The 17,822-nt window shown below is 68.0% G+C and carries 16 protein-coding genes and 1 tRNA gene; 10 read left to right on the top strand and 7 right to left on the bottom strand.

Annotated features, from left to right (window positions below; all coding sequences use genetic code 11):
- Positions 1 to 40 precede the first annotated feature (40 nt).
- The 6 genes from ACQPWU_RS42705 (at position 41) to ACQPWU_RS42680 (ending at position 7,418) form a co-directional block, all read left to right on the top strand.
- Positions 41 to 955, top strand: coding sequence for an IS982 family transposase (locus tag ACQPWU_RS42705; RefSeq protein ID WP_433431365.1), 915 nt, complete (start codon positions 41 to 43; stop codon positions 953 to 955).
- A gap of 96 nt (positions 956 to 1,051) precedes the next feature.
- Positions 1,052 to 2,626 carry an IS1182 family transposase gene (locus ACQPWU_RS42700; protein WP_433431363.1) on the top strand — a complete coding sequence of 525 codons (1,575 nt, stop codon included), beginning with the start codon at positions 1,052 to 1,054 and terminating at the stop codon, positions 2,624 to 2,626.
- A 167-nt stretch (positions 2,627 to 2,793) separates the two neighbouring features.
- Entirely contained in the window at positions 2,794 to 3,903 is a 1,110-nt protein-coding gene (locus ACQPWU_RS42695; protein ID WP_433431364.1) for an IS630 family transposase, read from the top strand.
- Between the two features lie 63 nt (positions 3,904 to 3,966).
- Positions 3,967 to 5,541, top strand: coding sequence for an IS1182 family transposase (locus tag ACQPWU_RS42690; protein ID WP_433431363.1), 1,575 nt, complete (start codon positions 3,967 to 3,969; stop codon positions 5,539 to 5,541).
- Positions 5,542 to 5,987: 446 nt separating this feature from the next.
- Complete coding sequence (locus tag ACQPWU_RS42685; RefSeq protein WP_433431362.1) at positions 5,988 to 6,338, top strand: AlbA family DNA-binding domain-containing protein; 351 nt, start codon at positions 5,988 to 5,990, stop codon at positions 6,336 to 6,338.
- Positions 6,339 to 6,350: 12 nt separating this feature from the next.
- Positions 6,351 to 7,418: an ATP-binding protein gene (locus tag ACQPWU_RS42680; RefSeq protein WP_433431361.1), complete on the top strand. Its 1,068-nt coding sequence runs from the start codon at positions 6,351 to 6,353 to the stop codon at positions 7,416 to 7,418.
- Between the two features lie 126 nt (positions 7,419 to 7,544).
- On the opposite strand, the gene ACQPWU_RS42675 is transcribed toward ACQPWU_RS42680, so the two are convergent.
- From ACQPWU_RS42675 to ACQPWU_RS42645, 7 genes are all read right to left on the bottom strand, one after another.
- Positions 7,545 to 7,616 (bottom strand) — tRNA-Val (locus ACQPWU_RS42675).
- 17 nt (positions 7,617 to 7,633) lie between these two features.
- A complete protein-coding gene (locus tag ACQPWU_RS42670) occupies positions 7,634 to 8,575 on the bottom strand; it encodes an ROK family protein (RefSeq protein ID WP_433445425.1) in 942 nt (313 codons plus the stop codon).
- Between the two features lie 261 nt (positions 8,576 to 8,836).
- Positions 8,837 to 9,151, bottom strand: coding sequence for a hypothetical protein (locus ACQPWU_RS42665; protein ID WP_433431360.1), 315 nt, complete (start codon positions 9,149 to 9,151; stop codon positions 8,837 to 8,839).
- A gap of 14 nt (positions 9,152 to 9,165) precedes the next feature.
- A complete protein-coding gene (locus ACQPWU_RS42660; RefSeq protein WP_433445424.1) occupies positions 9,166 to 9,627 on the bottom strand; it encodes a peroxiredoxin in 462 nt (153 codons plus the stop codon).
- Positions 9,628 to 9,658: 31 nt separating this feature from the next.
- Positions 9,659 to 10,087 carry a DUF3052 domain-containing protein gene (locus ACQPWU_RS42655; RefSeq protein ID WP_433431359.1) on the bottom strand — a complete coding sequence of 143 codons (429 nt, stop codon included), beginning with the start codon at positions 10,085 to 10,087 and terminating at the stop codon, positions 9,659 to 9,661.
- Between the two features lie 117 nt (positions 10,088 to 10,204).
- Positions 10,205 to 10,612, bottom strand: a complete 408-nt coding sequence (locus ACQPWU_RS42650; protein WP_433431358.1) for a secondary thiamine-phosphate synthase enzyme YjbQ — start codon at positions 10,610 to 10,612, stop codon at positions 10,205 to 10,207.
- A 9-nt stretch (positions 10,613 to 10,621) separates the two neighbouring features.
- Complete coding sequence (locus ACQPWU_RS42645; protein WP_360708144.1) at positions 10,622 to 10,804, bottom strand: DUF1918 domain-containing protein; 183 nt, start codon at positions 10,802 to 10,804, stop codon at positions 10,622 to 10,624.
- A gap of 106 nt (positions 10,805 to 10,910) precedes the next feature.
- Between ACQPWU_RS42645 and ACQPWU_RS42640 the strand changes: the two genes are divergently transcribed.
- The 4 genes from ACQPWU_RS42640 (at position 10,911) to ACQPWU_RS42625 (ending at position 17,802) form a co-directional block, all read left to right on the top strand.
- Positions 10,911 to 12,329 (top strand): HAMP domain-containing sensor histidine kinase, encoded by a 1,419-nt coding sequence (locus ACQPWU_RS42640; RefSeq protein ID WP_433431357.1) that lies wholly within the window; start codon positions 10,911 to 10,913, stop codon positions 12,327 to 12,329.
- The gene (locus ACQPWU_RS42635; RefSeq protein ID WP_433431356.1) at positions 12,326 to 12,979 is read left to right on the top strand and encodes a response regulator; all 654 of its coding nucleotides are present in this window, start codon (positions 12,326 to 12,328) and stop codon (positions 12,977 to 12,979) included. Before ACQPWU_RS42640 ends, ACQPWU_RS42635 begins: the two co-directional genes overlap by 4 nt.
- Before the next feature lie 390 nt (positions 12,980 to 13,369).
- Positions 13,370 to 16,117 carry a pyruvate dehydrogenase (acetyl-transferring), homodimeric type gene (gene aceE / locus ACQPWU_RS42630; protein ID WP_433431355.1) on the top strand — a complete coding sequence of 916 codons (2,748 nt, stop codon included), beginning with the start codon at positions 13,370 to 13,372 and terminating at the stop codon, positions 16,115 to 16,117.
- A gap of 182 nt (positions 16,118 to 16,299) precedes the next feature.
- Positions 16,300 to 17,802, top strand: a complete 1,503-nt coding sequence (locus tag ACQPWU_RS42625; protein WP_433431354.1) for an alpha/beta hydrolase — start codon at positions 16,300 to 16,302, stop codon at positions 17,800 to 17,802.
- Positions 17,803 to 17,822: the final 20 nt, after the last annotated feature.

The raw sequence follows: 17,822 nt of genomic DNA, 5'->3' as shown, positions 1-17,822 counted from the left end.
TCGCCTGCGGACATGCAGCGAGGGTGTCCAAGATCGATTTGTGACGAAAGACCTGAACACCCTCGCTACCGCACTGTACGTGAAGATCGACGATCAGCTGATCACATTCCCGGACCTGGCACCTGAACGTCCCCGGGTAGGCATCCAGCCCACCTTGAGCGACGCCGAACTCGTGACCCTGGCGGTGATGTCGGCGCTGCTCGGCTTCACCTCCGAGCGGCGCTGGCTGCGCTATGCCCGCGCCCACCTGGCCGGCATGTTCCCCTACCTGCCCGGCCAAAGCGGCTACAACAAACGCCTGCGCGCCGCCACCAGCCTGGTGCTGAGCATGATCCGCATCCTTGGCCGGGACACCTCGCTGTGGAGCGATGATGTGTGGGTGGTCGACTCCACCCCGGTCGAGTGCGGCCGCTCCCGTCAAACAGCCCAGCGCAGCGACCTGGCCGGCTGGGCCGAGTACGGCTACTGCCCCTCGCACTCCCGCTTCTTCTGGGGATTACGGTTGCACCTGTTGTGCACGCTGGGTGGGCTACCGATCGCCTTCGCCCTGACCGGAGCCAAGGCCGACGAGCGAACCACTCTGCTCGGCATGTTCCAGGCCGACCCCGACCTGCTGGCCCGTCACCGCGGCCAGGACCTCATCGCGGACATGCAGTACTACGGCCGCGACTTCGAAGACACCCTGGCCGGTGCGGGCGTGCGCCTGCTGCGCAAGGCCCGCAAGGGCGAGCCCCCACGCCCGGGAGCGCACCTGTTCAAACCGCTGCGCCAGACCATCGAATCGATCAACCAGACCTTCAAAGGTCAGCTCGACCTGGAACGCCACGGCGCACGCACCGCCGCCGGGGTGGCCATCCGTGTGATCACCCGTGTCCTGGCTCTGACCGCCGTGATCTGGCACAACGACAAGACTGATCAGCCCATCGCGCGATCCCTCACCGCCTACGACCACTGATCCCATCCGAACGGCTTGGAATCAGTCGTCTAGAAGTGTGCTGAAGATGTTGGGTGCTGGTTCCACTTAGGCTGGCTTGGGGTCAGACTCGGTGGTATGCAGGGCAAAGCGGCCGGGGCACCGGTCGGGCCGGATGTGTGGCAGACCTGCCGGGAGTTAATCCCCGCTGGCAGCGTGTTCGCGTTCTTGGCCGAGCATCGTCAGGCGTTGTTCCCTGAGGCGATGTTCGCCGACATGTACCCCTCGCCGAATGGGCGGCCGAGTATGCCGCCGCAGGTGCTGGCCTCGGCGGTGGTATTACAGGCGTTGTTCGGGGTGTCGGACTTTGACGCGGTCCAGCAGTTGCGGTGCGATCTGCGGTGGAAGGCCGCCTGTGGGCTCGGGCTTTATGATCGCGCCTTCCACCCGTCGTTGCTGACCTACTTCCGGCGGCGGCTGGCTCGCTCGGCCGAGCCGCATCGGCTGTTTGTGCGGGTGCGGGAGCTGATCGCGATCACCGGGGCGTTGCGGGGCCGGCAGCGGCGGGCGCTGGATTCCACCGTGCTGGAAGACGCGGTGGCCACGCAGGACACGGTCACTCAGCTGATCGCCGCGATCCGGCGGGTGATCCGCGAGGTGCCCGGCGCGGCAGCGGTCGCAGCGGGCTGTTGCACCGCTCATGACTACGACGATCCGGGCAAGCCCCGTATCGCGTGGGACGATGCCCAAGCGCGCGAGAACCTGGTGGATGCGCTGGTCACTGACGCGCTGCGGCTGCTGGCCGACCTGCCCGAGCAGGCCCTGGACGACAAAGCCGCCACCGCGGTCGGGCTGCTGGCGCTGGTGGCCTACCAGGACGTCGAGCCCGCGCCCGGCAGCGACGGCGGCGACGGCCGCTGGCGGATTGCCCGGCGAACAGCTCGTGACCGGATCGTCTCCACCGTCGATCCCGAGGCCCGCCACATCCACAAGAACCGCACCCAGCGCCTGGACGGCTACAAGGCGCATGTGTCTGTTGAGCCTGAGACCGGCTTGTTCACCGCTGTGGGTTTAACGCTGGGCAGCGGTGCCGAGCATCACGAGGCCCTGGTCGCCGAAGAGTTGCTGGCTGCCGAGCGCGAGCCGGTCAGCGTGCTGGGCGATGCCGCCTACGGCACCGGCCAGGCCCGCCACACCCTGCAGGCCGCTGGACATACTCTGATCATCAAACCGGCCACGCTGCGTCAGGCCGTTGCGGGCGGCTTCACCATCGACGACTTCACCGTCGATGAGGCCGCCGGCGCCGTCACCTGCCCGGCCGGGCACACCGTCGCCCTGGGAAAACCGCAGGCCGACGGCAACCGAGTCGCCCAGTTCAAGCACCGGTGCGCCGCCTGCCCGCTGCGAGCGCGCTGCACCACCGCCAAGACCGGCCGCAATCTCAACGTGCACCCCCACCACGCCCTGCTGGCCGCAGCCCGTCGTCAGGCCGCCACCGACCCCGACTGGCAAGCCGACTACCGGCGCTGGCGGCCACCGGTCGAACGCGCCATCGCCTGGCTGGTCGCCCGCGGCAACCGACGCCTGCGCTACCTGGGCACGATCAAGAACAACGCCTGGCTCCACACCCGCGCCGCCGCCCTCAACCTCCGCACCTTGATCAACCTAGGTTTGACCCACACCCACGGCACCTGGGCTATCACCGGCACCTGACCACCGACGGAGGCGGTCCTTTCGCGTACCGCCCTCGGACGCCTTCCACCCACTCAGCAGACGATCCGCCCGGCCATGCCCGTCCTTCGATAACCGCGCGCTTGCACACAAGATCTTCAGCACATTTCTAGTGTCCTGAGTCAGTAATTCGTCTATGGTTCTTGGCTATGGGACGTCCGGGACCGAAGGTCGAGCCGCTGCATCTGACCGATGGCGAGCGGGCTGAGCTTGAGCGGTGGGTACGGCGGCGCAAGGGCGCCCAGGACATGGCGTTGCGGGCCCGGCTGATCCTGGCGTGTGATGCGATCGGTGAGGACGGCTTGCCCGTGTCCACCAAAGTGGTGGCGGAGGAGGTCGGGGTATCGCGCGAGACGGTCTCGAAGTGGCGTCGGCGCTTCCTGGCGGAGCGGCTGGCGGGCTTGGCCGACGAGCCGCGTCCGGGGCGGCCGCGGACGGTGAGCGATGAGCAGGTGGCGGAGCTGATCGCGCGCACCTTGGAGACCAAGCCCGCCAACGCCACGCACTGGTCGACGCGGTCCATGGCCAAGCAGGTGGGCCTGTCGCAGTCGACGGTGTCGCGTGTCTGGCGGGCCTTTGGCCTGCAGCCGCATCGGTCGGAGACGTTCAAGCTGTCAGCCGATCCGTTCTTTGTGGAGAAGGTGCATGACGTGGTCGGTCTGTACCTAGATCCGCCGGAGCGGGCGCTGGTCTTATGCGTGGATGAGAAGTCGCAGATCCAGGCGCTGGATCGATCTCAGCCGGTGCTGCCGATGATGCCCGGCGTGCCCGAGCGAGCCACCCATGACTATGTCCGGGCTGGCACCACCACGTTGTTCGCGGCTCTGGACGTGATCTCCGGCAAGGTGATCGGCTCCCTGCACCGCAGGCATCGCGCAGTGGAGTTCAAGAAGTTCCTGATCAAGGTGGACAAGGAGGTCCCGACCGAGCTTGAGGTCCACCTGATCTGCGACAACTACGCCACGCACAAGACGCCCGCGATCAAACGCTGGTTGCTGGCACACCCGCGCTTCCACCTGCACTTCACCCCGACCGGCTCATCCTGGCTGAACCTGGTGGAACGCTGGTTCGCCGAACTGACGACCAAGCAGCTACGACGCGGCGTCCACAAGACGGTCCAAGCGCTGGAGAAAGACATCCGCACCTGGATCGCCTCCTGGAATGACGACCCCAAGCCTTTCGTCTGGGCCAAGACCGCCGAAGAGATCCTCGACGCCCTCGCCTCATATTGTCGGCGAATTACTGACTCAGGACACTAGAAGTGTGCTGAAGATGTTGGGTGCTGGTTCCACTTAGGCTGGCTTGGGGTCAGACTCGGTGGTATGCAGGGCAAAGCGGCCGGGGCACCGGTCGGGCCGGATGTGTGGCAGACCTGCCGGGAGTTAATCCCCGCTGGCAGCGTGTTCGCGTTCTTGGCCGAGCATCGTCAGGCGTTGTTCCCTGAGGCGATGTTCGCCGACATGTACCCCTCGCCGAATGGGCGGCCGAGTATGCCGCCGCAGGTGCTGGCCTCGGCGGTGGTATTACAGGCGTTGTTCGGGGTGTCGGACTTTGACGCGGTCCAGCAGTTGCGGTGCGATCTGCGGTGGAAGGCCGCCTGTGGGCTCGGGCTTTATGATCGCGCCTTCCACCCGTCGTTGCTGACCTACTTCCGGCGGCGGCTGGCTCGCTCGGCCGAGCCGCATCGGCTGTTTGTGCGGGTGCGGGAGCTGATCGCGATCACCGGGGCGTTGCGGGGCCGGCAGCGGCGGGCGCTGGATTCCACCGTGCTGGAAGACGCGGTGGCCACGCAGGACACGGTCACTCAGCTGATCGCCGCGATCCGGCGGGTGATCCGCGAGGTGCCCGGCGCGGCAGCGGTCGCAGCGGGCTGTTGCACCGCTCATGACTACGACGATCCGGGCAAGCCCCGTATCGCGTGGGACGATGCCCAAGCGCGCGAGAACCTGGTGGATGCGCTGGTCACTGACGCGCTGCGGCTGCTGGCCGACCTGCCCGAGCAGGCCCTGGACGACAAGGCCGCCACCGCGGTCGGGCTGCTGGCGCTGGTGGCCTACCAGGACGTCGAGCCCGCGCCCGGCAGCGACGGCGGCGACGGCCGCTGGCGGATTGCCCGGCGAACAGCTCGTGACCGGATCGTCTCCACCGTCGATCCCGAGGCCCGCCACATCCACAAGAACCGCACCCAGCGCCTGGACGGCTACAAGGCGCATGTGTCTGTTGAGCCTGAGACCGGCTTGTTCACCGCTGTGGGTTTAACGCTGGGCAGCGGTGCCGAGCATCACGAGGCCCTGGTCGCCGAAGAGTTGCTGGCTGCCGAGCGCGAGCCGGTCAGCGTGCTGGGCGATGCCGCCTACGGCACCGGCCAGGCCCGCCACACCCTGCAGGCCGCTGGACATACTCTGATCATCAAACCGGCCACGCTGCGTCAGGCCGTTGCGGGCGGCTTCACCATCGACGACTTCACCGTCGATGAGGCCGCCGGCGCCGTCACCTGCCCGGCCGGGCACACCGTCGCCCTGGGAAAACCGCAGGCCGACGGCAACCGAGTCGCCCAGTTCAAGCACCGGTGCGCCGCCTGCCCGCTGCGAGCGCGCTGCACCACCGCCAAGACCGGCCGCAATCTCAACGTGCACCCCCACCACGCCCTGCTGGCCGCAGCCCGTCGTCAGGCCGCCACCGACCCCGACTGGCAAGCCGACTACCGGCGCTGGCGGCCACCGGTCGAACGCGCCATCGCCTGGCTGGTCGCCCGCGGCAACCGACGCCTGCGCTACCTGGGCACGATCAAGAACAACGCCTGGCTCCACACCCGCGCCGCCGCCCTCAACCTCCGCACCTTGATCAACCTAGGTTTGACCCACACCCACGGCACCTGGGCTATCACCGGCACCTGACCACCGACGGAGGCGGTCCTTTCGCGTACCGCCCTCGGACGCCTTCCACCCACTCAGCAGACGATCCGCCCGGCCATGCCCGTCCTTCGATAACCGCGCGCTTGCACACAAGATCTTCAGCACATTTCTAGTCACTCGGCAGCACGACGTGGCCGTGCTCCAGATAGGCCGTCTCCTGGTGAACGGGCGGTGGCGGCGGCTTTGAGACGACTGGCAAGGCGCTCGAACAGGAGGCTGGTGACGTCGGCGGCGCCGGATGGGGAGCGCCTCGGCATCATGTCGATCGGGAACTCGTCAGGCCGCGCGATGCTCGGACAGTCGGCTCCGGGGTGCCGGGCTCTCGGTGGCGACGCGTCTGGAGGTGCCGAATCGGAACAGGACGAAATGTAACCAGAGCACGAGTAAATGTAACCGGCGCCTGGTTATATTTACCTATGAGCCACAGCGTGAACGAGTTGGTCGCATGTCTCCGCACGGCCGGAGGCGACTACGACGATGTCGAGGTCAAGTCGGCGGCAGGAGGGCTGCCGCAGTCGCTCGCCTCAACTCTGAGCGCGCTGGCAAACCATCCAGGCGGCGGGACGATCATCCTCGGCCTCGACGAGGCCACCGGCTTCCGTCCGGTACAGCTTGCAGATCCGCAAGCTCTCAAGCAGGGCCTCGCTCACAAGGCTCGCTCGTTCTCGCCGCCTGTCCAGCTTACGATCAGTGACGCGGAAGTGGATGGGGCACCGGTCATCGTCGCCAGAGTGCACGAATGCGATCCGTCGGCCAAGCCGTGTCGGATCACGGCGTAAGGTACGGCATACATGCGGGGGTACGACGGGAACTTCCCACTGTCGGATCTGGAAGAGCAGGCATTCCTTGCCGCCCGGAAGCCGCCGCTCTTCGACCGGCAGCCCGTGACAGGCGCCACCCGCGAGGACCTGGACGGCGACCTTGTCGCAGCGTTCCTACGTTCGGTCCGCGAACGGGATCCCCACGGCCTGGGCCGTTTCCCTGACGATGCCGAGTTGCTCCGGCGTGCTGGAGTGACTCGGCCCGACGGCACTCCGACCGTCGCAGGGCTGTTGGCTTTGGGAGTTCATCCACAGGAGTGGTTTCCGCGCTTCGTCATCCAGGCTTCGGCGGAGCCGTTGCCGACCGATCCCGCAGGATCGCGGGCTCGGAACCAGACGACGATCACTGGGGCCATCCCACGGATGCTTGAAGAGGCCCTGGACTGGGCACGGCGAACCTTTGACACCAGCGTCGTGTCAGCGCCGGACGGGACTGTTCGTGATCGGCCCGCCTATCCGTATATCGCGTTTCGCGAGATCATCGCGAACGCTCTTCTCCACCGCGACCTCGATCATTGGTCGGCCGGCATGGCCGTGGAGGTTCGGCTCCGCCGTGACCGGCTGATCGTCTCCAACCCGGGCGGCCTGTATGGCATCACGGTCGACCGGCTCGGCCAGGATGCCATCACTTCCGCACGCAATGCGCGACTTGTTGCGATCTGCCAATACGCTCGCACACCAGAAACAGGCGCGCGAGTGATCGAGGCTCTGGCAACCGGCATCCCGATCGTGGCCAATGCCCTGGCAGAGGCCGGGCTTCCACCTGCGCATTACATCGATGCCGCCATCCGATTCACCGTCGTCCTAAAGCAGCAGGCAGTTCCCGTCATACGCCCGGGCGACGACCTGAACGAGACGGAGCTACGTGTCTACGACGCCTTGGCGGCCGGGACACGCACTGTCGCCGATCTGAAGCAGGAATTGAACCTGTCCGCGCCCAATATCCGCAAGGCACTACGCGAACTGAGATCGAGAGGGCTCGTTGAGCAACTGGGGGGCCAAGGGCGGCCGACGACCTACCGGAAGCTCTCGGACTAGGGGCGATGCCGATGTCCTTGTGCGCCGGTTCGCCCAGCGAGACGAGATAGCCGCAAGTGCTCGCTTGCACGAGCCAAGGTCACGGTATCCCCGTAGCATGATCGCTGCAGGGCTTCTTGATGCAGGTGGGCGGTACTGGGTTCGAACCAGTGACCCCTCGCTTGTAAGGCGAGTGCTCTACCGCTGAGCTAACCGCCCCTGATCGGCACTACACCTTACGACACCACGGGGCCCGATCGCACATCCACCACCCACCCGGGGCCCAGTTCGGGGCGGCCTGCGGCGCGCCAGCCCAGGAGGGCCGCGCCGAGCATGCTCGCGTCCACCCCAAGCGCCGCCGGGATCAAGGGGGGTGCCGAGCGGAAGGCCAGGCGCTTGACGAGGCGGGTGCGTACCGGGTCGAAGAGGGCCGGGCCCGCTTCGGCCAGGCCGCCGCCGAGGACGATCACCGAGGGGTCCAGCAGGAGCGTGTACGTGGCCAGGGCCAGTGACAGGGCCTCCACGGCCTCGTCCCAGACCTCTATGGCGATCGGGTCGTCGGAGGAGACCACCTGCTCCGCCTTGACGCCCTCCACGCCGGTTCGCTGGCTGTAGCGGCGTCCTACCGAGGCCGCCGAGGCGTACGTCTCCAGGCAGCCGAACTGCCCGCACGCGCACTGTTCCCCGTCCGGGAAGACCGGGGTGTGGCCGATCTCGCCGGCCCAGCCCGAGGAGCCGCCGTACGGCTCGCCGCGGATGATCGAGGCGCCGGCGATTCCCGTGCCGATGGGGAGGAAGAGGAAATCGGAAAGGCCACGGCCTGCGCCCAGGATGCTCTCCGCGAGGCCGCCGGTGCGTACGTCGTGGCCGAGCAGGACCGGGATGTCCAGACTGGTGAAGCTCGCGGCGGGGACGTCGCGCCAGCCCAGGTTCGCCGCGTAGAGGGCGGAGTTGTCGGACACCAGTCCGGGTACGGCCAGGCCGACGCCCGCCGGGATGCCGTCGCCCGAGGCGGCCAGGTGGCTGATGAAGTCGGAGATGGCGGCCACGACCGCCTCCGGGCCCTCCGCTCGGGGGGTCGGGCGCCGCTCGCTCAGCAGCACCGCGCCGGACTCGCTGACCAGGCCGCCCTTCATGGACGTGCCACCGACGTCGAGCGCGACGACGAACGAACTCATTGCGGACACGGAAGGAGACGATAGCGCAGCTCAGCAAATGTCTGGAAAGAGTGTCTCCCGGACTTCTCGGGATCCGGGTCCGTCCCGAGCCTCCTCACGGCCTTCCAGAGGACTCCCGAGGCGTCTCTCAGCGGTCCCTCTGGTCACGGAGGGGCCCTCTCGGCACGAGAGCGATCGAGCCGAGGTGGGTCTGTGCTGGAAGCTGAGCGACCGAGGCAGGCACGTCCCGGCACCAAGTGCCCCGAGGCCGGCCCGTAGCGGTCAGGCGCGTCCGAGCACGCGGTTGAGCGCTGCCTCCACCTCCGCCGACAGCCCCGGCGGCGGCGTCATGGCGGAGGGCGTGAGCGTGTCCGAGCAGGCCAGCCGTACGGCCCCGCAGGACCGGCACTCCACCTCGCCCAGCCGGCAGATCAGCGCGGTCGACCCGCACGTCGAGCACGTGGCCAGGTCGAGGTCATGCAGCCGTTGACAGTCCGGGCAGATCAACACCTGGGTCTCGTTGCGCACCCCGCGCTGCCATGGGCTGGCGCCGCGCACCGGGTCGGTCTGCCGGGCCCCGCATCGGTAGCAGGGCATGGTTCCCTCCGAAGTCAAGAAATGTCGGCGAGTGCCTTCACGTAGTCGGCGACGTCACGTGCCGAGGAGATCGGATTGACCACCGACCACCGGATCACGCCGTCGCCGTCGATGACGAAGGTCCCCCGAAGAGCCAACCCCTTCGTCTCATCGAACACACCGTACGCCCGCGCGACCTGTCCGTGTGGCCAGAAATCGGAGAGCAGCGGAAACGTGTAACCTTCGCGATCCGCCCACGCACGGTGCGTGAACAGGGAGTCGACCGAGACGGTCAGCAGTTGTGCGCCCTCGAGGGGCTGGTCGCGCAGTGTCGACAGCTCGCTGTGACAGATCCCGCTGAAGGCAAGCGGGTAGAAGACCAGCACGACCTTGGAGCCCCGGAACTGAGACAGGCTCACCGGGGTGCCGTGCTGGTCCTGCAGCTCGAAATCTGGAGCCAGGGCGCCGACCTCGGCAGGATGTGCGTTCACAGGCATCATCCTGCCGCACGGAAGGCGCTCGGGCTCCCTACCGTTTGCCCTTGGGCGTGACGAGCCTGGTCCCGGACCAGTCGGATGCGGCGGAGATGCTGCTGGTCTGCGAGAGACCCGCGGTGGCGGCATCCTCCCCGATGTCGCTCGGCTCCACGTGGCCCTCGCGCCCGGCCTTGGGAGTCAGCAGCCAGATCTGGCCGCCGTCGGCGAGTGCTCGCATGGCGTCGCTGAGGACGTCGAAGAGGTCCCCATCACCGTCGCGCCACCACAGCAGCACCACGTCGACGACGTCGTCGCTCTCCTCGTCCAGCAGCTCGTTACCGGTCAGGTTCTCGATGGACTGGCGAAGCTCGTCGTCGACGTCCTCGTCCCAACCGATCTCCTGCACCACCTGACCCGGCTTGAGGCCGAGCCTTTCGGCCAGGCCGCGCTCGCCCTGCGCCTGACCCGCGGTCGCGCTCACGTTTATCCCTCCTGCTTGAGTGGCCCCGCTTATGCGGTTTATCGCTTCGGCACAGTCCACACGCTGTGACCCTCAGTCGTCAACGGTCGCCACGGGTACGGCGGTAGTCGGCCGGAATCAATCAGACAAAAACGACAGGCGAACCTGGCGTTGCGGGTTGTCGACGTTCAGGTCGACGAGTGCGATCGACTGCCACGTGCCGAGCGCCAATCGCCCGCCCAGCACGGGGACCGTGGCGTACGGCGGGATCAGCGCCGGCATGACGTGCGACCTTCCGTGACCCGGCGAGCCGTGGGCATGGCGCCAGCGGTCGTCGGGCGGCAGCAGGTCCCGCAGCGCGGCGAGCAGGTCGTCGTCGCTCCGCGAGCCCAGCTCGAGCAGGGCGACGCCGGCGGTCGCGTGGGGCACGAAAATGTGCAGCAACCCGTCCTCGCCCTGCGCGCGCACGAAATCAGCGCATGCATCCGTGATGTCGTGCACCGTCTCTCTTGACCCCGTGGCCACAGAGATGATTTCAGATCTCACGGGGAAATCTTACGTATGCACCACGACGGCGTCTGGACCCGGAAACACCAGCCCGGTGTGCCCGTCGTCGAAGCGCACCATGTAGGGAGGTTCGCCGTTGAGGCCCTGGACCTCCATGATCACACCACTCCGGTCCCTTTCGCCGACGATATGCCCGTGCACCAGGAGCCGGTCTCCTACCGCAGCATTCATACATCCCACATTGGTACGCGGAAAGCCGTACGAAAAGAGTGATTCGCAAGTTTTGCTCCCTCTGCAGGGGGAGGAAGAAAGATGACCGAAACGTTACGCTGCGCTGATGTGGCGTTTCGGGCTCCGCGGCCGGATGGCGGCGTCGTACGTGCTGGTCACGGCCACCGCGGTGCTGCTGGTCGAGGCCGTGATCGTGGCCGTTTACGTGGTGCCGCAGGCCAACGTCAGCGATCTGGCCTCGGTGCTGCGGGACCTGGCGGGAAGGGAGGCCAAGGCGCTCAGCCAGGAGGCGGCCAAACTGCCACCACCGCTGCCTGGCGCCTCCGGCCACGAACTCCTGCAGAAGGCGATGGCGCTGGGGAAGCCGCGAACCCTCATGGCCGACGCCAGGCCGCCCGACCAGGGCTTCACCACGCTGGAGGTGCTCGTCGACACCGAATGCTCGATCGTCGCCAGCTCCGCCCCCAAGCTCTACGAGCTGGACACCGTCCTGGGCGTTCGCCTGCCAGGCCGCGAGGGAGGCGGCGGCAACACCAAGACCGTGGTGGGCCCGGCGGTCTGGCACTTCAGCCCCGTGACCGTGAAGACGCCGGTGGGCCTGCAGATCATCGGGTACGTCTACGTCCAGGCCCCGGCCGAGGCCGTGCCCGCCGCGCCGTCCGTCGACTCGCTCACGCCCTTGCTGGCGCCCGGCCTGCTGGCGCTGGTGCTGGTGGTGCCGGTCGGGCTGCTGTTCGGCCTGCTCAGCACGCGCCGGCTGACCAGCAGGGTACGCAGGCTCGCCGGCCTCACCACGGCCGTGGCCTCGGGCGACTTCCGGCCACGGGTGGCGGTCAGCGGGAGCGATGAGGTGAGCACGCTCGAGCATTCGTTCAACATCATGACCGACCGGCTCGGCGCATCGGTGGAGGCGGCCAGGCTGACCGCGCGCGCGGAGGCCCGCCAGGCCGAGCGCGGCAGGATCGCCAGGGAACTGCACGACTCGATCTCGCAGGATCTGTTCTCGCTGAGCCTGCTGGCCGGGGGCATGCGCAGGGCCGCGCCTGACGCCCTGCGCGAACAGGCCGAGGCGATGGAGCGCACCGCCGCCCGCGCGATGCGCGAGATGCAGGCCCTGCTGCTGGAGCTGCGGCCGGTGGCGCTGGAGGACGCGGGCCTGGTGCCCGCGCTGGAGGAGCTGTGCCACGCGTACGAGACGCGGCTCGGCGTCAGGGTCGAGGCCCACCTGGCGGAGGTCGCGCTGTCGCCCCCGGCCGAGCACGCGGTGCTGCGCCTCGTCCAGGAGGCGCTCGGCAACGCGATCAAGCACGCGGACCCGACCAAGATCACGGTACGGCTGAGCGGCGACGACGGCCCGGTCACCGTGGAGGTGTCGGACGACGGCCAGGGCTTCGACCCCTCCAGCGTGGCCACCAAGCACGGAATGGGCCTGGCGTTGATGCGCGAGCGAGTGGAGGAACTCGGCGGCAGCTGGAAGATCCACAGCGATGGGAGCGGCACCACTGTGAGAGCGAGCCTGCCATGACGATCCGCGTCCTCATCGTCGACGATCACGAGGTGGTGCGTCAGGGGCTGCGGTTCGTCCTGGAGCAGGAGGAGGGGATCGAGGTCGCGGGCGAGAGCGGCGACGGGGCGGCGGCGCTGCCCGCCATCCGGGGGCTGCGGCCCGATGTGGTGCTGCTCGACCTGGTCATGCCCGTCATGGACGGGCTCGCGGTGCTGGAGAGACTGCGCGGGGAGGACGGGCGGCCCGCGGTGATCGTGCTGACCTCGTTCCAGGAAGAGGACAGGGTCGTGGAGGCGGTCCGGCTCGGCGCACTGTCGTATCTGTCCAAGACGACCGCGGTCGACCGGGTGGTCGAGGCGGTGCGCGCCGCGGCCCGCGGCGGCAGCGTGCTGGAGCCGGGGATCGCCGCGCTGCTGCTCAGACAGGTACGGCAGGGCGGGCGCCCGCGGCCTCTCGACCTGCTGACCCCCAGAGAGCGTCAGGTGCTGTCGGCCGTGGCGAGGGGGCGGTCGAACTCGGAGATCGCCAGGGACCTGCGCATGGGCAGGGAGACCGTCAAGACGCACGTCTCCAGCATCCTGGCCAAGCTCGGCGTGGCCGACCGCACCCAGGCCGCGATCTTCGCGCTCCAGCAGGGCCTCGTCCCGCTGGACGAGGCCCTGGGGTAACGCGAGGGGGGCTGGATGCGGCCCTCGGGTAACCGGCTCACATGGCCCCGCGGAGCCGTACTGAGAGGGTGGCCGTTAGACTCCCTCGGTCACATCGCGCTGTGCGGGGTGAGAACCTCCCCTCTTCGGGGGAGAGTGGAGAGTACGGGCAGCGGGCTAGAGGACATTCGAGCGAAATTTCGTCCGTTTTCCTGTCTTGTTAAATTGCTCCCGCGATGTAACCTTTGGGGGCGATTCGTCCTACCATCGGTGGTCTAGGCCATCTGATCTGTCTCTGCCAGCAGAGACACCTCTGGTTACCGGCCAGTAGAGATGCGTTTTCTACGGCTAGCGACCAGGATGGAAGACGACCCAGACCAGACATCAGTCATCCTCGGAAGGCGAGACCCAGTGGCTTCCGGACGCCAGCGATTCTCGATCATCAGCGACGGCCTACCCAGCCAACTGCCTGATGTCGACCCCAGCGAGACCAACGAGTGGCTCGAGTCCCTCGACAACGTCGTCAAGACCGAAGGCCGTGCGAGAGCCCGCTACCTCATGCTGCGCATGCTGGAGCGGGCCCGCGAGCACCAGGTCGGCGTGCCGGGTTTGCGGAGCACCGACTACATCAACACGATCCCGCCGGAACGTGAGCCCTGGTTCCCGGGTGACGAGCACGTCGAACGCCGCATCCGCGCCTACATCCGCTGGAATGCGGCCATCATGGTGTCCAGGGCCAACGCCCGCACCAACGTCGGCGGCCACATCGCCACCTACGCATCCGCCGCCTCTCTCTACGAAGTGGGCTTCAACCACTTCTTCCGCGGCAAGGACCACGGCGAGTCGGGCGACCAGGTCTTCTTCCAGGGGCACGCGGCGCCCGGCATCTACGCTCGCGCCTTCCTCGAGGGCCGGCTCAACGAGGCCCAGCTCGACGCGTTCCGCCAGGAGCTGTCGCAGGGCTTCCACGGCCTGCCCTCCTATCCCCACCCGCGCCTCATGCCCGACTTCTGGGAGTTCCCGACGGTCTCCATGGGCCTCGGCCCGATCGGCGCGATCTACCAGGCGCGGTTCAACCGCTACCTGCTCAACCGGCAGATCAAGGACACCAGCCGCAGCCACGTGTGGGCGTTCCTGGGCGACGGCGAGATGGACGAGCCCGAGTCGCTCGGCGCGATCGGCCTGGCGGCCCGCGAGGAGCTCGACAACCTCACGTTCGTGATCAACTGCAACCTGCAGCGGCTCGACGGTCCGGTACGCGGCAACGGCAAGATCATCCAGGAGCTGGAGTCGTACTTCCGCGGCGCCGGCTGGAACGTGATCAAGGTTGTGTGGGGCCGCGACTGGGACCCGCTGCTTGCGGCGGACGTCGACGGCGTGCTGGTCAACCAGATGAACACCACGCCCGACGGCCAGTTCCAGACGTACTCGGTCGAGTCGGGCGCCTACATCCGCGACAACTTCTTCGGCTCCGACCCGCGCCTGCGCAAGATGGTCGAGCACCTGAACGACGACCAGATCCGCAAGCTGTCGCGCGGCGGCCACGACTACCACAAGGTCTACGCGGCGTTCAAGGCGGCCCGCGAGCACGTGGGCCAGCCGACCGTGATCCTCGCCCAGACCATCAAGGGCTGGACCCTGGGCAAGGACTTCGAGGCGCGCAACGCCACCCACCAGATGAAGAAGCTCACCAAGGCCGAGCTGAAGGAGTTCCGCGACCGGCTCTTCCTGCCGATCCCGGACTCGGCGCTGGAGGGCGACCTGCCGCCGTACTTCCACCCGGGCGAGAACGACCCCGAGATCCAGTACATGAAGGAGCGCCGCGCGGCGCTCGGTGGCGTGCTGCCCAAGCGGGTCATGCGCGCCAAGCCGGTCAAGCTGCCCGGCGACGAGGTCTACGGCGGCTTCGCCAAGGGCTCGGGCAAGCAGCAGGTGGCCACCACGATGGCGTTCGTGCGGCTGCTGAAGGACCTCATGCGCGACAAGGAGATCGGCCACAGGTTCGTGCCGATCATTCCTGACGAGGCCCGCACCTTCGGCCTCGACGCCATGTTCCCGACGGCGAAGATCTACTCGCCGCACGGCCAGACGTACGAGGCCGTCGACAGGGAGCTGCTGCTGTCGTACAAGGAGGCCGTGCAGGGGCAGATCCTGCACGAGGGCATCAGCGAGTCGGGCTCGATGGCCTCGGCCATCGCGGCCGGCAGCGCCTACGCCACGCACGGCGAGCACATGATCCCGATCTACATCTTCTACTCGATGTTCGGGTGGCAGCGCACCGGCGACCAGATGTGGCAGATGGGCGACCAGATGGGCCGCGGCTTCCTGCTCGGCGCCACCGCCGGCCGCACCACGCTCAACGGCGAGGGCCTGCAGCACGAGGACGGCCACACGCCGCTCATCGCCTCCACCAACCCGGCCGCGGTCTCCTACGACCCGTCCTGGGCGTTCGAGGTGGCGCACATCGTCAAGGACGGCCTGCGGAGGATGTACGGCGACCAGCCGGAAGACGTCTTCTACTACCTGACCGTCTACAACGAGCCCTACCTGCAGCCCGCCCAGCCCGCGAACCTCGACGTGCAGGGCCTGCTCAAGGGCCTGTACAAGTTCGCCGAAGGGCCGCAGACCCAGGGGCCGAAGGCCAACATCCTGTCCTCTGGTGTGGCGGGCCCCTGGGCGATGGAGGCGCAGCGGCTGCTGGCCGAGGACTGGGGCGTGTCGGCCGACGTGTGGTCGGCCACGTCGTGGTCCGAGCTGCGCCGCGAGGCCCTGGCCTGCGAGGAGCACAACCTGCTCAACCCCGACGCCGAGCAGCGCGTCCCCTACGTGACCCAGGCGCTCTCCCAGGCGCAGGGCCCGTTCGTGGGCGTCAGCGACTACATGAAGGCCGTGCAGGACCAGATCGCGCAGTGGGTGCCGGGTGACTGGTCCTCGCTGGGCACCGACGGGTTCGGCCTGTCCGACACGCGCTCGGCGCTGCGGCGCCACTTCCACGTGGACGCCGCCTCCATCACGCTGGCCGTGCTGACCAGCCTGGTCAAGCGGGGCGAGCTCGACGGCGAGGTGCTGCGCGAGGCGATCGCCCGCTACCACCTCAAGAACGGCGTCACCGAGGCAGGCGGCGCTGAGAGCAACGACACCCAGTCGATGGGCGTCTGAGTCATCCGCGAGCGGCGCTCCCGCGAAGTTCTTTCGCGGGAGCGCCGTCATTTCCGGCGCCCGCGCCGTCCGGCCTGTGAGGCGGCACGTCAGGAGGGGTACGTGCCGCCTCACCCGGGTATGGTGCAGCGTCACGTATTGTGGGCACTACTTCCCCCTGAGAGACGAGGGGAAATTGTCTTATGCGACGCGTCCTAGCCGCCGCCCTGCTTGTGACGGCCGCCGCCGGCTGCTCCACCGTGCCGGCTGCCGAGCCCGCCACACAGTCCACGGCGGACACCAATGCGATCAACTGGGGACCGTGCACCGACATCAAGCGTCCTAACGGCGAGCCGCCGGCCCGCCAGGACCCGTCCGTACGGTGTGGGAAGCTCGCGGTGCCCCTGGACTACGCCAAGCCCGACGGGGAGAAGATCGACCTGGCGCTCATCAAGCTGGCGGCGACGGGCAAGGGCAACAAGCTGGGCTCGGTGGTGTTCAACTTCGGCGGGCCCGGCGCCTCGGGCGTCGACACGCTCGACCAGGCCGGCAAGGCGCTCTCCACGCTGCGCGCCCGCTACGACCTGGTCAGCTTCGACCCGCGCGGTGTCGAGCGCAGCTCCGGGGTGCGCTGTGGCAACGGTGCCGAGATGGACAGGTTCACCGCCCTGGACACACTGCCGGACGACAACCAGACACGCCAGGAGACCGCGCAGGCCAACAAACAGTTCGCCTCGCTCTGCGAGCAGAACTCCGGCAAGATCCTTCCGTACGTCGGCACCGTGAACGCCGCCCGTGACATGGACAAGATCCGCGCCGCGGTGGGCGATCCCAAGCTCAACTACATCGGCATGTCGTACGGCACGCAGCTCGGCGCCGTGTACGCCACCGAGTTCCCGAAGAACGTGGGCCGCATGGTGCTCGACGCGCCGCTGGACCCGACGGTGACGTTCGAGCAGCGGACGCTGGTGCAGACGCGCGGGTTCCAGCGGGCGTACGAGAGCTTCCTGCGGGCGTGCGTCAAGAACAAGTGCGACATCGGCAAGGACCAGGCCACCGCCGACGCGAACGTCGAGAAGCTGATGACCCAGCTCACCGGGAAGCCGCTGAACGTCGGCGGGCGCGAGCTCACCCAGGGGCTGGCCTCCACGGGCGTGGCGGCGGCGCTGTACTCGGAGCTGACCTGGCCGTTCCTGGAGCAGGCGCTCTCGGAGGCGCTCAAGGGCCATGGCGAGGCGCTGATGTACCTGGCCGACTCCTACACGGGCCGCTCCGAGAACGGCTCGTACTCGACGCAGATGACCAGCTTCCCGGCCATCACCTGCGTGGACACCAGCGAACGGCCCAGTGAGGAGCAGATACGGCGCACCGCGGCGGCCGCCATGAAGATCTCGCCGCTGTTCGGCAGCGAGGGCTCGGGCGGGCTCTGCCGGGTCTGGCCGGTCAAGGGCAACGACGAGGCGCGGCACGTGAACGCCACAGGGTCGGCGCCGATCGTCGTGGTCGGTGGCAGGGGCGACCCCGCCACGCCGTACGAGTGGGCGCCCAGGCTGACGGCCCAGCTCAAGACCGCCACCCTGGTCACGTATGAGGGCGAGGGGCACGGGGCCTACCTGTCGGGGAGCAAGTGTGTGCAGGGGCTCGTGGACGGGTTCATGCTCGACGGCAAGCTCCCGTCGAAGGGTGCCACCTGCCCGGGGACCTGATGTGGTCTCGTCTAATGTGG

It is taken from the genome of Nonomuraea sp. CA-141351, from assembly GCF_050944675.1.
Taxonomy (GTDB): domain Bacteria; phylum Actinomycetota; class Actinomycetes; order Streptosporangiales; family Streptosporangiaceae; genus Nonomuraea.
This window is presented reverse-complemented; position numbering and strand designations above follow the sequence as displayed.

Excerpts from the sequence above, each read along its gene's own strand:
- ACQPWU_RS42700 (WP_433431363.1), top strand. The coding sequence starts at position 1,052 with ATGCAGGGCAAAGCGGCCGGGGCACCGGTCGGGCCGGATGTGTGGCAG.
- ACQPWU_RS42695 (WP_433431364.1), top strand. The coding sequence starts at position 2,794 with ATGGGACGTCCGGGACCGAAGGTCGAGCCGCTGCATCTGACCGATGGC.
- ACQPWU_RS42690 (WP_433431363.1), top strand. The coding sequence starts at position 3,967 with ATGCAGGGCAAAGCGGCCGGGGCACCGGTCGGGCCGGATGTGTGGCAG.
- ACQPWU_RS42680 (WP_433431361.1), top strand. The coding sequence starts at position 6,351 with ATGCGGGGGTACGACGGGAACTTCCCACTGTCGGATCTGGAAGAGCAG.
- ACQPWU_RS42670 (WP_433445425.1), bottom strand. The coding sequence starts at position 8,575 with ATGAGTTCGTTCGTCGTCGCGCTCGACGTCGGTGGCACGTCCATGAAG.
- ACQPWU_RS42665 (WP_433431360.1), bottom strand. The coding sequence starts at position 9,151 with ATGCCCTGCTACCGATGCGGGGCCCGGCAGACCGACCCGGTGCGCGGC.
- ACQPWU_RS42660 (WP_433445424.1), bottom strand. The coding sequence starts at position 9,627 with ATGCCTGTGAACGCACATCCTGCCGAGGTCGGCGCCCTGGCTCCAGAT.
- ACQPWU_RS42645 (WP_360708144.1), bottom strand. The coding sequence starts at position 10,804 with ATGAATGCTGCGGTAGGAGACCGGCTCCTGGTGCACGGGCATATCGTC.
- ACQPWU_RS42640 (WP_433431357.1), top strand. The coding sequence starts at position 10,911 with ATGTGGCGTTTCGGGCTCCGCGGCCGGATGGCGGCGTCGTACGTGCTG.
- ACQPWU_RS42635 (WP_433431356.1), top strand. The coding sequence starts at position 12,326 with ATGACGATCCGCGTCCTCATCGTCGACGATCACGAGGTGGTGCGTCAG.
- ACQPWU_RS42625 (WP_433431354.1), top strand. The coding sequence starts at position 16,300 with ATGCGACGCGTCCTAGCCGCCGCCCTGCTTGTGACGGCCGCCGCCGGC.